Here is a 16,001-nt window from a genome sequence, read left to right on the forward strand (position 1 = left end):
AGCCAAAACTATTTGAGAAGATATGTTTTTGAAGAACTAGCTTATTGTACATTCCAAGGTAAATATGCGCCCCAAATCAATTTTATGGATAGTTTTACTAGTACTAACTCTGGGATTAGTGCTATTAACTCCTCGTTTGGGAATAGGCCAGAAATCACCTGATTATCTTGAGAGAATTCCTAATTCTATTGCTCAAAACTCACCTTTACCTCAGCCTGCGAGCAACTCAAATATGCCCAGCATGAATATGTCTGGCATGAATGAGGCAAATTTCAAAAATTCTGCTTGGATTAATACTGTTTTGATTGTTTGGTTTAGTCTGACAGTTCTCTCAGTGATTTATGTAGCCTGGGATGCGTTTACCAGTAATCCTGAACTAACTGTAATGAAGTGGGGATGGTTGTTAGTGACTCTTTACACAGGAGTAATTGGTGCGGCACTGTACATTCTGTCTTGTAAAGAACCAGCCCCAATGCAACATGAGGAGTTTGTCAAGCCATTGTGGAAACAGACTCTTGGTTCGACAATTCATTGTTTAGCTGGTGATGCAACGGGAATTATCGTTGCTGCCGCAATTACCATGACCCTCGGACTACCCATGTGGCTTGATGTGATTTCTGAGTATTTTTTTGGCTTTGCCTTTGGGCTGTTTGTTTTTCAATCTTTGTTTATGAAAGATATGCTGGGTGGTTCATATCTCAAAGCCGTCCGGCGTTCTTTTATGCCGGAATGGCTTTCAATGAATGCGGTGATGGCGGGAATGATTCCAGTGATGGTCATCCTGATGAGCCGTGATATGACAGCAATGGAGGCAACCTCAATTCGGTTCTGGGGCGTGATGTCTTTGGCAACTTTAGTAGGATTTATAGTTGCTTTTCCCGTCAATATGTGGCTAGTTGCTGTTGGTCTAAAACATGGGATGGGAACCGTTCGGGCATTAGGTAAAGGTGGTCACAGTTTAGCTGCTGAAAGAGAAGGAATTACAGCAACTTCCGATAAAGTACCTGCACCCCATGCTGACACAGACCAGTCTATGGAAGGAATGTAACCATGAAAACCCATCGAAATATAGATATGAATTCTTCTGCTGCCGATTCGCACGCGGGTATGGTGATGAAACCCAAAGCTACGCGATCGCAACTTCTAGCAGTAACGCTATTAACACTATTAGCCTTAGCATTTGGTGTTTTCATCGCCGCACTCTACGGCAACTTTACCATGAGTGCTAGGAATATGCAGCCTGAGTCAATGCCGGGAATGAATATGGGCAACCAATCCATGCCTGGGATGAATATGAATAACGATAACGAGTCAATGCCTGGGATGAATATGGGCGGTGCGAAATCTCCGACTCCAATATCATCACTACCGCCTGCACCCATGAGTAGTGTCACTCAAATGAATGGTTTAGTTATGCCTCCAGGAATGATTATGACCTCTGATATGAGTATGGAAGCAATGGAAGACATGGCAGCAGTAGACTTGACAAAGATAGCCTACACTGCGCCCATTGATGCACGAGGGGATCGGACTCTAACACCTAAACTAGAGAATGGTGTGAAGGTCTTTAACCTTGATGTTTCTTTGATCAAATGGAATATCTTACCAAATGTTCAAGTAGCTGCTTATGCTTTCAACAACCAAGTTCCAGGGCCGCGGATTCGAGTTACTGAAGGCGATCGCGTCCGGATTGTAGTCAAGAACAACTTACCAGAATCAACCACAGTACATTGGCATGGCATGATTGTACCTAATAACATGGACGGGCCAGCTGATGTTACTCAAAAGCCAATTCTACCTGGTGCAAGCTATGTCTACGAATTCACTGTCAAGCAAGCAGGCACTTACTTTTACCACTCTCACAAAGATGTAGACCGCCAGCAAACTTTAGGGATGTACGGTGCATTAATCATCGATCCCAAGAATAAACCAGAAACTCCTGCCTACGATCAAGACTTTGTGGTTCAGCTTCAGGAGTGGACAGTAAAGCAAGGCTACACCTTTCCGGCAATGCCGATGGAAGGGCTAATGCCTAACTTCTTCACGATTAATGGTAAAGCTTATCCCTCTACTGAAACAATCAACGCCAAAATTGGTCAAAAAATCCGCTTCCGCTTTATTGGCTCAAATAATGCCTTCATCCACCCAATGCATATTCATGGTGGGCCATTCAAAATTATTGAAACAGATGGTAATCTCCTACCGGCCACTGCCCAAATTGAAAAGGATACTATCAATGTAGCTCCCGGTGAACGCTATGACGTAATTTGGACAGCTCGCGATCAGGGTAAGTGGTTGCTACATTGCCACATTGCCCATCACGCAACAAACGATAATGTTGAGGTAGAAGGTGGAGGTGGTTTAACAATGATTATCAACGTTACCTAAGTTGAAATAAGCTTGAGCGATCGAGAAGGCTAGTTCAGAACTGCGCCTGTTCAATGCGAGACTTTATACCTTTTATAAACCAAATTCTTGCTTGAGTTGAGTAACCCAAGCTTTAATTCGTTCATTCGTTAAATCAGATTGATTATCCTCATCAAGCGCTAAACCTACAAATTTACCATCGCGGACGGCTTTAGACTCAGTAAATTCATAACCATCTGTAGACCAATAGCCAACTGTTTCACCACCATTTTCTGAAATTTTTTCTGATAAAATCCCTATTGCATCTTGAAAACTATCAGGATAACCAACCTGATCGCCTGCTCCAAAATAAGCAACTTTTTTGCCACTAAAGTCAATGTTATCTAGCTCATCATAGAAACTTTCCCAATCACTTTGTAACTCCCCAATATTCCAGGTTGGACAACCAATGATGATATAAGCGTAATCATTAAAATCATTTGGTTCAGCTTGTGAAATATCATTTAAAGTTACTACGTCTTCTCCACCAAATTCCTTTTGAATTATTTCTGCTTCCGTCTGAGTGTTACTTGTTTGAGTGCCAAAAAATAAGCCAATATTAGCCATTTCTCCTCCATTATTTTCCTTTGACTAATTGTTTTACGTTGTGTTTATACAGTCACTACTTTTTCTTGAAGCTACTGTTGTGTTTAGGTGCTATCAGCTTATATCAAGTAAAATGGTAAATGATTTATGCTACGCCATACACATTTGATGACAAAAGTTTCTCGCTTCAACTTAAAAGGTTACAAGTATAAACTTCATCTTCCTAATGGCATGATTATAATTTATCTCTAACGACTGATAATGATTTCATCTTAATTTCATCTTGGTATGTATAAATACTCAATTATTTTTAAATTAAATTTACTCTGATGTCACAAGATAGGAAATTTTTGCTAATAGTGTTTAAGCGACTTCTTGAGATAAGTGCTAATAAAATACACTCTTTAGATTTAGCTAAAATTCACTTGCTTAAGCAAAGGAAGTTGAAGTGGCGATCGCTAATTATTGGAATATTATTTATAGTTTCGTTAATTGTGCTTTGGCAAGGATTTAGCACTCGCAAAACCTCTACCATTCCTGAACACACTCCACCTTTAGTAATGAAAGAAGGCGATCCTTACATTCGCGCACTAATGCGTACTATTACTGCCAGTGAAGCTTTAGATTCTAACCCCTATACTTTACTCTATGGTGGTAGGCATTTTTCCAATTTCAGTCGTCATCCCAATCAGTGCATAACAATTGTTTCTGGCCCTCATAAAAGCGAGTGTAGTACAGCAGCAGGACGCTATCAAATTCTGACAACTACCTGGCAGGAAAAATTAAAAAAATACCATCATAAATTCTTTAATTTATCAAGCGAAAATCCTAAGAGTTTTGAACCAGAAATTCAAGATCAAGTGGTATACGCCTGGCTCACTGATCGCCACGTTTGGGGAGTTGATATTGCAGTTCTGCTGAGACAAGGGAAACTAAATCAGGTTTTACAATTGTTATCTGGTACTTGGACAAGTTTGGGATATGGTACAGAAAATAATCAAGCTACGCCTTTGCTATCACAGGTTTATCAGCGAGTGCTAACAGAGGAATTAACAGCAATAAAAACAAGATAATTCTGAGAAAGAAAAAATAGATAAATTTCAGTAGAAAAGTAATAACTTAAATCTATGCACCTTTATGCTCTTGATGAAACTGTGCTGTTGTTAACGGTGATTTTTTTGCCTGCATTTCTAACAATTCTGGGATGGTTACAAACTTATAACCATCCTGTTTAAGTGAAGCAATAATTTGCGGTAAAGCTTTAACTGTATGTGAGCGATCGCCCCCACCATCATGCATCAGTACTATGCCACCAGGCTTTGCGTCCTTCAGCACATTATTGACGAGTCTGGATACTGGAGGACGGCGATAGTCGATCGAGTCATCTGACCACATGAGAACAGCGTAATTATTCTTTTGAGCGTAATCAGCTACACCATTGTTGAGGATGCCATAAGGCGGACGAAACAGAAAAGTTTTTACTCCCATAATTTGGTAAATAGCTGTTGCGGTGGACTCAATCTCACGCGCAGCAACAGACAGGTTCATATGCCGATACCAGTGATGCCACGTATGATTACCAATTGCGTGACCATCGGCTACCTCTAGCTTGGCAATTTGGGGAAAATAATGCACCATCTCCCCCACACAGAAGAATGTTGCCTTAATATTTTGTTGCTTCAGTATTTCTAACACCTGTTGTGTGTATTTAGGTGCAGGGCCATCATCAAAAGTTAGCGCGATAACTTTGTCTGGTTTATTCAGTTGTGCCTGTTGAATAATTTTTCCCTGAAACTCATTAGGGACTGTAAAGATGTGGCTGTTTACTTGTGCAACACTGGCTTTATCGGATACCGAACTATGCTGATTGCTCACAGCGCTGGCACTGAGTTGTTCTGGTTTTTTGACTAATTTTTGATGGTCTGAGCGTTCTGAAAACCAAAATCTTCCGAAACTAAAGTCGCATAGGACTGCGACTAGCGGGATGAATACTATTCCTCCAATCAATAATTTCAGCTTTACCATATTAGATTTACTTATATTTACTACAAAGGCAAATTATTTTAAATACGTTACTTTCATAACATGATTATTTGCCATATTCTGAACTCTGGAGCTAACGTCGGCAAAGCAAAGCGGGGTGTCACAAAAGAATTATCACCCTGTAGTCCTGTATTACAGTGTTCTAATTCCTTGTAGCTAGTCTTTGCCAAGAGCAGCAACCTTTAATTTCATCCTGATTTCATCTTCGGCTGTCAAACTATTTAGTAAGTACGATATTTGCATTGTAAGCAACCAGTTACTTGGGTGATTTTATTACCTGAGAAAAGAATAAATTACCTAAAGGGTTGACTCTCCAGTTTACTGGAGATTGCAAAATGAAATCAGGAAACATTTAGATAATCACTATGCAACTTTCTACTCTGAAAAACAGCTTTTTGTCATTTACCTTAATAGCGATCGCCTCTGTTCCTAGCGGCTTGTTAACAGCCTGTTCTACAACTACTTCCCAAAACCAAGCATCAAACCCTACTACCACCGCCACTGATACTAGCGACAAGCAACCGATGAATCACGATGGTAGCATGATGAATCAAGGTGGTAGCACAATGAACCACGACATGGTAATGGATTTAGGTTCAGCCGATGTTAATTATGATTTGCGCTTTATTGATGCGATGATTCCGCACCACCAAGGAGCAGTGGAGATGGCGAATGTTGCACAGGAGAAATCAAAACGTCCTGAAATCAAAAAGCTGGCTTCGGAAATTATCAAAGCTCAAGACAAAGAAATTGCCCAGTTGAAACAGTGGCGCACAGCTTGGTATCCCTCTGCAAGCATTACCCCAGTTGCTTATGATGCGAAAACAGGTAAAACAGTCCCAATGCCTCACCAGCAGATGCAAGGGATGATGATGAATATGGACTTAGGAGCCGCCGATACTGAGTTTGACTTGCGGTTCATAAATGCAATGATTCCCCATCATGAAAGTGCAATTACAATGGCTCAAGATGCATTGAGCAAATCTAAGCGTCCTGAAATCAAGAAATTGGCTCAAAGTATTATTGATTCACAGCAAGCAGAAATTAACCAAATGAAACAGTGGCGAAAAACTTGGTATAACCAGTGAGTCTAGTCCTGTAGTGCTTCCCTACGGAATGCTCCGCGTAGCTTGCTTCTTTGCAGGAGTACGCAGAAACCGCAGGGTAGGCGGGAAACCCGCCGTAGGGAACTGGCTATCTTCTCTTCTCTTCTTAGGCTGCACCCTAAGCGTAGCTATGCCGTAGCCTTTACGGGACGCTGCGCGTAGCAAGATCCCCGGAATGGTACGGGGACGAAGACAGCGAACGAGACGCTTTGCAAACTCAGTGGTAACGACGTTAAGAGCTTCACCCTAAGAGGTTTCCCAAGCTAGAGAACTGGTGTTAGCGAGTAGTCCAGCGTCAGTAAGAGCGTCACCTAAAGGGTAAGCAAAAGTATCTATGTGAAGCATGATGCAAGTATCCAATGCCAAATAAATAGGGAACACTTGCTTTCTTGAATTCCAGTTGTGTTTAGAGTGATGTGATTCTGAGAGCGGTCAAAACCTGATTTCATCCTAATTTCATTTCTGAATGAAATACTAGTAAAAGAGTGTATTTCTAAAACTTAAAAGTACTTTTGACCGTTGACAATTTCATCCGTCCCATACTCAAGGACTTTTAGTAGCGATGTCTAATTCTCTACGCTCCCAAACACCTACAGCTATTCGTTATGTTTCTGGCACATTCCTGAGCCTGCTGTTATTAGCAAGTCCCGCAGTTGTCCTGGCTCATGGTGGACATGGAGACGAATTTCAAGGAGGAAGTGAAGCCACTTCAACTAATAATTCTATTCAGGTTGATGCCGACACAGCCAAACGGTTAGGGATTAAAGTCGAGCCTGTCCAGCGTCAGCGGTTAGCCATTGGTATTAAAACTACTGGACAAATTGAAACTCTTCCCAGCCAAAAAGTGGAAGTGACTACCCCAATTGCTGGGGCGAAAGTTGTTGAATTGTTGGTAGAACCAGGTGCGTCAGTAAAGAAAGGTCAACCTATTGCTGTTGTAACCAGCCCAGATTTAGTGACATTGCGTGTGGAATCTCAGGACAAATTAGCACAAGGTCAAGCTGATTTACAGCTGGCGGAAGCTGACTTAAGACTGGCTCAACAAAATTATCAAAAATATCAACAAATAGCCGACTCTGAAATTGCCCAAGCACAGAGTCAAGTTGACTTTGCTCAAGAAAAGTACAACAAAGACAAACAGTTAGCCACTGAAGGTGCTTTACCGCGACGCAATGCCTTAGAATCTCAAACCCAGCTAGCGCAGGCAAAAGCCGAACTTACCAAAGCTAACAGCCGTCGGGACGTTATCGGGGCAGAAAATCAACTCAAACGCGCTCAAGCATCAGTTCAACTAGCAAAGTCAAATATTAATCGCAGTAATACTAGTTATCAAACTCGACTTGCTCAGCTGGGAAACCTTCCCAATGCTAAAGGACTAGTAACAGTAACCGCTCCCATCTCTGGTAAGGTTGCTGATAGAGAAGTTACTATTGGTCAAACTTTTAATGATGCAGGTGGCAAATTGATGACGATTGCCAACGACAGTCGGCTTTTCGCCACAGCTAACGTTTATGAAAAAGATTTAAGCAAGGTAAGAACTGGTCAAAGGGTGACTCTAAAAGTAGCCAGTGTGCCTGAGCGTACCTTTTCTGGACGAATTTCCCGGATTGGAACGGTGGTAGAAGGAGAAACAAGAGTTGTACCAGTACAAGCAGAGATAGAGAATTCAAGCGGACAACTCAAACCAGGAATGTTCGCCGAGCTAGAAGTCCTGACAAACCAAACGTCTTCTGCTATTTCAGCTATTCCTACCTCAGCAGTGGTTGATGCGAATGGTAAGAAAGTTGTTTACGTGCAAAATGGTAATGCTTACCAAACAGCTGAAGTCACATTAGGTCAGACTTCTGGAGATATGGTTGAGGTTAAGAGTGGCTTATTTGAGGGCGATATGATTGTCACTCAACGCGCACCACAACTTTATGCACAATCATTGCGGGGTGGTACTAAGCCAACAGGTGAGACAAAAGAAGCTCCTGCACAAGCGACTGAAGTTAAAACGCCCAGCTTCCCAGTACCGTTGTGGTTGCTAGGAGCAGGTGGAGGAACTGCAATAGCTGCTGTAGGTTTCATGGCAGGCCGTCGCAGCAAGCCTCAACTAGTTCCAGTAGGGGCAGAACTTGCCTATGATGTACCAGAAGATTCTATTAATGGTTCTACAAACTCAGATGATAACCACCGCGCGCCTCATGAAGAACCAAAAGTCATAATTATCAGTAAAAATACTCAACAATAAAGATGCTCAGTGCTATCATCAAGTGGGCGATCGCTCGCCGTTGGTTAGTCATATTAGGTACAATTATCCTGACAATTTGGATATTTCGGACGATTATCCAAATGCCCTTGGATGTTTTCCCCAGTTTTGCACCACCTCAAGTTGAAATTCAAACTGAAGCACCAGGACTCGCCCCCGAAGAATTAGAATCCCTGGTAACTTTACCAATTGAAAGTGCGATTAACGGTACTCCTGGAGTAACGGCAGTACGCTCATCTTCAGCAGCAGGAATTTCTGTCGTCAAAGTCATTTTTAACTGGGATACTGATATTTATCAAGCTCGCCAGCTAGTAACAGAGCGATTACAACAAGCTCAAAGTAAGCTTCCCGAAGGGGTAGAAACTCCGCAAATTTCTCCCACTAGTTCTCCCATTGGCACTGTATTACAATATGCCTTCACCTCCCAAAGCACTCCTTTAATGGAAGTGCGGCGGATTGTTGATTGGCAAGTAACAAACCGCCTTTTAGCTGTGCCTGGTGTTAGCCAAGTTGTCGCCTATGGTGGCGATGTTCGCCAATATCAAGTATTAGTAGATCCAGCGAAGCTAAGAGCCTTTAATGTCACTTTGGAAGACGTAGAGCAAGCAGCCAAAGCTGCTAATGTTAACGCTCCTGGTGGCTATTTAATTACTCCTGACCGAGAAAAGTTAATTCGTGGGATTGGCAGAATTGAATCTATTGAAGAATTACAGCAATCAGTAATTACCGCCCGTAATGGTACGCCTGTCAAAATCTCAGATATTGCTAATGTGCAAATTGGTGCAGCTATTAAACGGGGTGATGGCAGTTTTAACGGTCAGAAGGCAGTTATTGTAATGGTTAATAAACAGCCTCAAGCCGATACTCCTACTGTCACCCGTGCTATTGAAGCAGCAATGTCAGAGATTCAAGCAGGATTGCCTAAAGATATCAAAGTTACACCTACTTTTCGTCAAGAAAACTATATCGATTCTTCTATTGAAAATGTTCGAGAAGCTTTAATTGAAGGCAGCATTATTGTTGCCTTAATTTTAATTCCTTTTTTGATGAATTGGCGTAATCTAGCTATTTGTTTAACTGCCCTACCTTTATCTTTATTACTAGGAGTACTCCTACTAAATTGGTTAGGACAAGGTTTAAATACTATGACTTTGGGAGGGTTAGCAGTAGCAATTGGTTCAGCAGTTGATGATGCAATTGTTGATGCCGAAAATGTCTATCGTAACCTGCGAGAAAATAAATATTCACCCAACCCACGTCCAGTTTTAGATGTTGTATTTGACGGTTGTCAAGAGGTACGCGATTCGGTATTTGGAGCTACCATAATTACCATAGTTGTCTTCTCTCCTGTTTTTGCTTTAGCTGGTGTAGAAGGCAGCATTTTTATCCCAATGGGATTAGGCTATATGGCAGCAGTCATAGCCTCTAGTATTACGGCATTGACGGTAACTCCGGCTTTATGTGCAATCTTATTACCTTATGGTCGCTTGCCAGAAACAGAACCTTGGGTTGCGAGATTTTTTAAGAGGCTATATCGTCCTCTACTAACATTTTCTCTGCGGCGTTCTGGAATTGTGATAGGCGCTGCGGTTGCTAGTTTGGTGGCTGCGGCTGTAATTGTCCCCTCCTTTGGCAGAATATTTTTACCAGAGTTTCAAGAGCAAACTTTGGTGAATACTCTAACTCTTTATCCAGGTGTTTCTCTAGAAGCTACTAATGCAGCTGGTGAAGCACTTCAGCACGCACTTAAGGGAGACTCTAGATTTCCCTACGTGCAATTGCGTTCTGGGCGTGCGCCGGGAGATGGAGACGCAGCCGGGGTAAATTTAGGACACTTGGATATTGAGTTAAGCGACGCAGGGATGAAAGATAGGGAAGGAACGATTGAGAAGTTACGGGAGGAATTTGCTAAGTTACCAGGGGTAGCGCCAAACATTGGCGGTTTTATCTCACACCGCATGGATGAGGTATTATCTGGGGTGAGGAGTGCGATCGCAGTCAAAATTTTTGGTTCCGATCTAGAACAACTCCGCATCATTGGACAACAGGTTGATGATGTCATGAAAACTGTGAATGGGATTGTAGATTTACAACTAGAACCCCAAATACCAATTGAACAAATACAAATTAAATTCAACCGACCTGCTGCTTCACGGTATGGTTTAACAGTAGGCAAACTTTCCGAAATTATTGAAACTGCTCTCAATGGACGAGTAGTCTCTCAAGTTTTAGAGAAACAACAAACTTTCGATTTAGCTGTGTGGTTAAAGCCAGATGCCAGACAAAATTTGGATACTATTCGTAATTTGTTAGTTGATACTCCTAACGGTCAAAAAATTCCTCTTGCACAGGTTGCAACAATTGAAAATGGTACTGGCCCTAATACTATAAATAGAGAGAATGTATCCCGCTTGATTGTTGTTTCTGCTAACGCTAATGGTAGAGATTTGCGTTCCATTGTCAATGAAATTAGGGAGAAAGTTAAGCAACAAGTGCAAATCCCTGCTGGTTACTATATTCAGTATGCAGGACAATTTGAGGCAGAAGAAAGAGCAACTCAGAATATTTTAATTTCGAGTGCGATCGCCTTTGTCGCAATTACAGTCATCATGTATCTTTCTGTCAAATCTATCCCTTCTACCGCCATGATTATGATTAACTTGCCTTTGGCGTTGGTGGGGGGAGTATTTTCAGTAGCTTTGTCTGGCGGCGTTATTTCTATTGCCTCCTTGGTTGGTTTTATTACTTTATTTGGAGTTGCTACCCGCAATGGTTTGTTACTTGTGGATAATTATAACACCAAATTTACTGAGGGTATACCACTTAAAGATGTTCTTATTAAAGGGTCAATGGAACGTCTGAATGCCATTTTGATGACAGCTTTTACCTCTGCTTTAGGATTAGCACCTCTAGTAGTTGAGAGTGGCCCTGGAAAAGAAATTTTACAACCATTGTCGATAGTTGTGTTAGGTGGGTTGTTTACCTCTACGGCGTTAACTTTAGTAGTTTTGCCTGCTTTGTATGCCAAGTTTGGTAAGTTCTTGCTACCTAAGCGTACTATGTCAGTTATAGAGGATGGCAAGGTATCAAAAGCAGTTTTTGAGAATCAATCAGTATTATAAATTGATACTAAGATGCCATTCAATTTTATTGCCAACATTTCTTGGAATTTCAGCACAACAAAGCTTTGAAGTAAGGGTAGTGTTGCAAGAGTTGAATTTTATGGTTTGTTGCTACGTCGAGAGATAAAAACTAGACGTAGCACACCTCTAAAAGGTTTAGCTAGTAACACAGGGAGAAAGCACTTTCATGTATTACTGCACTGCTTAGTTAATTACTCTGAATGTGACTCTGGATAAAGAAGATTGTGTTCAGTATTAGGGGGATCAACAGCCGAACCCGCAGATCCAACATAGTCTATATTGTAGATTTTTTTGAGCTAGCTTCGCAGTTGATTGATTTCCCTTGTTTGCTGAGTGACAACATTGCCACCTAAGTTTACAAATTTTACATGATAATTGTCATTATTTTATATTATCAAATACTAACAATAAATTGATAGTAAAAAATCCATTAACTTCTTCTTTTAAAGAATTATAAAATTAATAATTTTTTCATGCTGGTTTCATTTTTAAATGTCAAAATAAGTAATGTAGTAGATAAATACTTTTCTAGGTCTAAGTTTATGAATTAGGTTTCAAAATCTGATTAATTTTGTCTAAATTCCTCAGCATAACTAAGGTATCAATCAACCTGTAAAGGTTATTGATCTTAATTTCTTTTACTTTTTGAATCAAGATATGATGATTGAAATTAATAATTGTTTATGTATTACCCCACATTCCGCACTTCATAATGTAGTCTAAAAATATTACATAAATCCGCGCTGATATGAGTAAATAAAAATACTCAGAAGGTTTAAGTAAATTGAAATTAAGAATAAATCTATATTGTGAAGTATAAAGTGGGTAAAAAGCTTATAAATGCTTGTTTTTAGGTCTTTTACAAGAATAAATATACATTGTTTTGTGATATCGACTGAGGAGCGATGCTATCCGTGAGACAATNTTATGTATTACCCCACATTCCGCACTTCATAATGTAGTCTAAAAATATTACATAAATCCGCGCTGATATGAGTAAATAAAAATACTCAGAAGGTTTAAGTAAATTGAAATTAAGAATAAATCTATATTGTGAAGTATAAAGTGGGTAAAAAGCTTATAAATGCTTGTTTTTAGGTCTTTTACAAGAATAAATATACATTGTTTTGTGATATCGACTGAGGAGCGATGCTATCCGTGAGACAATCAAAAAAACTCAAAAATTTTGAGAAGTAAAAAATGTCTCCAATCACAGAAGCGAAGATTAAAAATATCGATCACCTAGGAATAGTAGCTGGGCTAATTGATGAAATAGGAATAGTTGAAACAATTAATTCAAAATTAGGAATAGACCCTCGAGAAAAGATTACAGGGGGAATATTAGTCAAAGCGATTTTAATAAATGGATTAGGATTTGTATCAAGACCTTTATATTTGTTCAGTCAGTTTTTTGATGATAAAGCAATAGAAATATTATTGGGAGAAGATGTAGAAAGGGATTATCTCAATGATGATAAAATTGGCAGAGTAATGGATAAATTATATAAATATGGATTGAATAATCTGTTTATAGAAATTGGATTATCAGTGATTAAGAAATTTAAGATAGATACAAAATATTCACATCTTGATGCGACATCATTTCATCTACATGGTGAATATAAATGTGAAGAGAATCAGGAAAAAGAATCAGAAATAACTAGAGAAAGACCAATAATTATAACCAAAGGATATTCTCGTGACCACAGACCAGATTTGAAGCAATGCGTTTTAGATTTAATCACGAGTAGTGATGGAGATATACCATTATTAATGAGAGCAGGAGATGGTAATGAAGCGGATAAAGCAGTATTTGGTCAAATATTAGTAGAGTTTAAAAAACAAATAAATTTTGATAGTATTATGGTTTGCGATAGCGCATTATATAGTCAAGAAAATCTCAAACTAATTGAACATTTAAAATGGATAAGTCGGGTACCGATGACAATTAAGAAAGCACAAGAATTAGTTCAGTCTGTAGAGATAGAAGAGATAAGTAAAGAAGAAAAAGAGAAAAGAGCCACTCAAAATTTAGACGGATATACATGGAAAGAAGAAATAGTCAATTATGGTGGAATTAATCAAGTTTGGCTAATAGTAGAAAGTCAAAAAAGAAAAGATAGTGATTTAGACAAGCTAAATAAAAAGCTAAAACAAGAAAAAGATAAAGTTGAAAAACTACTTAAAGAATTAAAAAAAGAAAATTTTGAAACTCCGGAGCAAGCTAGATATAAGCTAAAAGTCATCAACAAAAAATTGAAACTGTTTGAAATTAAAGAAGTTAAACTTATTGAAAGTAAATCTAAAGACAATAAGATTATTTATAAAATAGAAGGAATGGGTTATGAAAAACCAGAAGAGATAGAAATACGAAGAAAAGAAGCTGGAAGATTTATTTTAGCAACTAATTTAGTTGATGAGAATAAGTTAGAGCCATCAGAAATTCTGAAAAATTATAAAAATCAACAGTCTTGTGAGAGAGGATTTAGATTTTTAAAAGACCCTTTATTTTTTGCCGATAGTTTATTTGTAGAAAACCCGGAACGAATTGAGACAATGTTATTTTTAATGTCTTTGTGCTTGTTAGTTTATAATCTTGGTCAAAGGGAACTGAGAAGTAGTTTAAAACGAATCAAAATCGGAATCAAAAATCAACTAGGAAAGTTAACGATTAGTCCGACATTAAGATGGGTATTTCAATGTTTTCAAGGAATTCATCTTTTAACTTTAAATGGGGTTAGTCAAATTATTAATTTAACGTCAGAACGCCATTTTATTTTGAATTGTCTGCCATCATCTTGTCAAAAATATTATCTACTTTATTAATCTCAAGAACATCTAGAGAGTGAATAATAATTTATCAATATCCGCAGGAATAGTAAGATTATTCCTCAAATTTTTAGTGCCATTTTATAAGTCAAATATAAAAGATTTGATTATTTCTCTTCACGCCGTAGATTAATTTAGTTTTGTTTTCTTAATTATCCTGATTTTTTGCTTTTTACTTGACTGTAATCTATTTATACTTCAACTTGAAGTGCGGAATGTGGGCTGGACGCAAACAATATTCTTCTACGCTGGCAAACAACAAAGCATCGGCTAATCGCCGATCGCTTGTATATTTGGCAATGTCAACCATTTGCTGTTGCATGTAGGTGTCATTTTGCAGTAATTCTTGTAGTACTTCTTGTAATACATCTACTACACTACGCTGGCGATCGCGGCTAAGAGCCACCCAAGTCTGAATTTTATTTCGTAATGTTGCCAAGCTCCCCAGTCGCGTTATCAAGTTACGATAGGCACGTTCTCGCCCTAACCCTAAGTAGCGTTGACGTAAAATTCTCCAGCGATACTCCATCGCTTGCTTGGCGATCTCAAGTTCTTTCGGGTTAAACATATCAAACCGTTTTGAGTCAGATCCCAAGAGCCAGAGAGTAATACTTTGTCTTGTAGCTTCACTTTGTTCTGGACATTCTACAGTCAAGCGCCTTTGCCAATCCAAAGCCAGTTTTTCCAAATCCTTTGTCATAGCGAGATTGCGCTCCTCGAAACTCAATTTTGAAGTTTGCATCACAACCCCCATTCATCCCATCTAACCTAATTGTTTAACTGGCAATTGCCCTGGATTTCATGAGTTTCATGAAAACGTTTCAGTGATTCCACTTTTATTACGTCTAAATTCACTAACTTTATGCAGAAATTTCTCTAGTTATGTTTTCCTTCGATATTCAAAGTGCCCTAAACCAATGTCTATGAGGGATTTCCGTCAATTCTATTAATTTAAACTTTTTGTTAAGTTATGTTTTTCAACTAACAACAAAAATGTATTTAGAGTAGTGAGGATAATACATCATTACAAAAGATGGGTTGGGGAAATTTGAATTTCAGGAACCCAATCGAGGAACGAATATAATTTAACTCAACATGAGACGTAATTTCACCCGTATAAGTTTCAACTCTCGCCAATATTTTACGTAGTTAAATACTTGGTTTTACTAGAAACCATAAATATAGTTTCACTAAGTGTATACATGGGAATTAGCAATCAATAATAATTTTGACTTTACGAATATATATATCAAGCTAATTGATGCTTAATAAGATGCCATCGCCAGGATTGATACTGCAATGGAAAAATACAGGATATTGACTGAATTTTATCAGGGGAAATTGGCAAACAAAACAGGTTTTATTCCATACTATTAAAGTTATTTTGTGTACCCGAAAAACCCAAAGAGCCAAAGCGTAGCTTTGTCTCCCCTCCCGAAGAGCCTACGGTGTACACACAAGTCTTGAAATTACACCTCACACTTGGTTTCGTCGTCTATCCCTAAGCTGTTGGATCGCTCCGAAAGCCTGTCATTGCGAGGAGGAACGACGAAGCAATCGCAAAAACCACGGGATTATGCGATTACTTCTCTACGAGACGCTTCGCGAACGCTTCGCTCGTAATGACAGTTAAAATGGTCTTTACGGCTTGAAACCCTTACAGATAGTACTTGTGTG

At 39.1% G+C, this 16,001-nt stretch carries 9 protein-coding genes and 1 pseudogene; 7 read left to right on the plus strand and 3 right to left on the minus strand.

Features of this window, described 5'->3' with window-relative positions:
- Window positions 1–64: 64 nt before the first annotated feature.
- Window positions 65–1,048 (plus strand): DUF4396 domain-containing protein, encoded by a 984-nt coding sequence (locus VF06_RS29720; protein ID WP_218963783.1) that lies wholly within the window; start codon window positions 65–67, stop codon window positions 1,046–1,048.
- A 2-nt stretch (window positions 1,049–1,050) separates the two neighbouring features.
- Window positions 1,051–2,388, plus strand: a complete 1,338-nt coding sequence (locus VF06_RS29725; RefSeq protein WP_099068974.1) for a multicopper oxidase family protein — start codon at window positions 1,051–1,053, stop codon at window positions 2,386–2,388.
- 72 nt (window positions 2,389–2,460) lie between these two features.
- On the opposite strand, the gene fldA is transcribed toward VF06_RS29725, so the two are convergent.
- Window positions 2,461–2,973, minus strand: a complete 513-nt coding sequence (gene fldA / locus VF06_RS29730) for a flavodoxin FldA (protein WP_099068975.1) — start codon at window positions 2,971–2,973, stop codon at window positions 2,461–2,463.
- 338 nt (window positions 2,974–3,311) lie between these two features.
- Here fldA and VF06_RS29735 point away from each other — a divergent pair, with 338 nt between their 5' ends.
- Window positions 3,312–4,025: a glycoside hydrolase family 24 protein gene (locus tag VF06_RS29735; protein ID WP_244917945.1), complete on the plus strand. Its 714-nt coding sequence runs from the start codon at window positions 3,312–3,314 to the stop codon at window positions 4,023–4,025.
- 52 nt (window positions 4,026–4,077) lie between these two features.
- Here the strand turns inward: VF06_RS29735 and VF06_RS29740 are convergent, their stop codons facing one another.
- Window positions 4,078–4,977 carry a polysaccharide deacetylase family protein gene (locus VF06_RS29740; protein WP_099068977.1) on the minus strand — a complete coding sequence of 300 codons (900 nt, stop codon included), beginning with the start codon at window positions 4,975–4,977 and terminating at the stop codon, window positions 4,078–4,080.
- Window positions 4,978–5,360: 383 nt separating this feature from the next.
- On the opposite strand from VF06_RS29740, the gene VF06_RS29745 reads away from it, so the two are divergent.
- The 4 genes from VF06_RS29745 to VF06_RS29765 all read left to right on the plus strand — a co-directional run bounded on the left by VF06_RS29745 (window position 5,361) and on the right by VF06_RS29765 (window position 14,321).
- Window positions 5,361–6,083, plus strand: coding sequence for a DUF305 domain-containing protein (locus tag VF06_RS29745; protein ID WP_099068978.1), 723 nt, complete (start codon window positions 5,361–5,363; stop codon window positions 6,081–6,083).
- Window positions 6,084–6,663: 580 nt separating this feature from the next.
- Window positions 6,664–8,334 carry an efflux RND transporter periplasmic adaptor subunit gene (locus VF06_RS29750; RefSeq protein WP_099068979.1) on the plus strand — a complete coding sequence of 557 codons (1,671 nt, stop codon included), beginning with the start codon at window positions 6,664–6,666 and terminating at the stop codon, window positions 8,332–8,334.
- Window positions 8,335–8,336: 2 nt separating this feature from the next.
- The gene (locus VF06_RS29755; protein WP_099068980.1) at window positions 8,337–11,474 is read left to right on the plus strand and encodes an efflux RND transporter permease subunit; all 3,138 of its coding nucleotides are present in this window, start codon (window positions 8,337–8,339) and stop codon (window positions 11,472–11,474) included.
- Between the two features lie 1,221 nt (window positions 11,475–12,695).
- Entirely contained in the window at window positions 12,696–14,321 is a 1,626-nt protein-coding gene (locus tag VF06_RS29765) for an IS1634 family transposase (RefSeq protein WP_099068823.1), read from the plus strand.
- A 226-nt stretch (window positions 14,322–14,547) separates the two neighbouring features.
- Here the strand turns inward: VF06_RS29765 and VF06_RS29770 are convergent.
- A pseudogene (locus tag VF06_RS29770) lies at window positions 14,548–15,078 on the minus strand (HetZ-related protein 2); the annotation flags it as partial.
- Between the last annotated feature and the right edge of the window lie 923 nt (window positions 15,079–16,001).

Source organism: Nostoc linckia z4 (assembly GCF_002608075.1).
Lineage (GTDB): Bacteria > Cyanobacteriota > Cyanobacteriia > Cyanobacteriales > Nostocaceae > Nostoc > Nostoc linckia.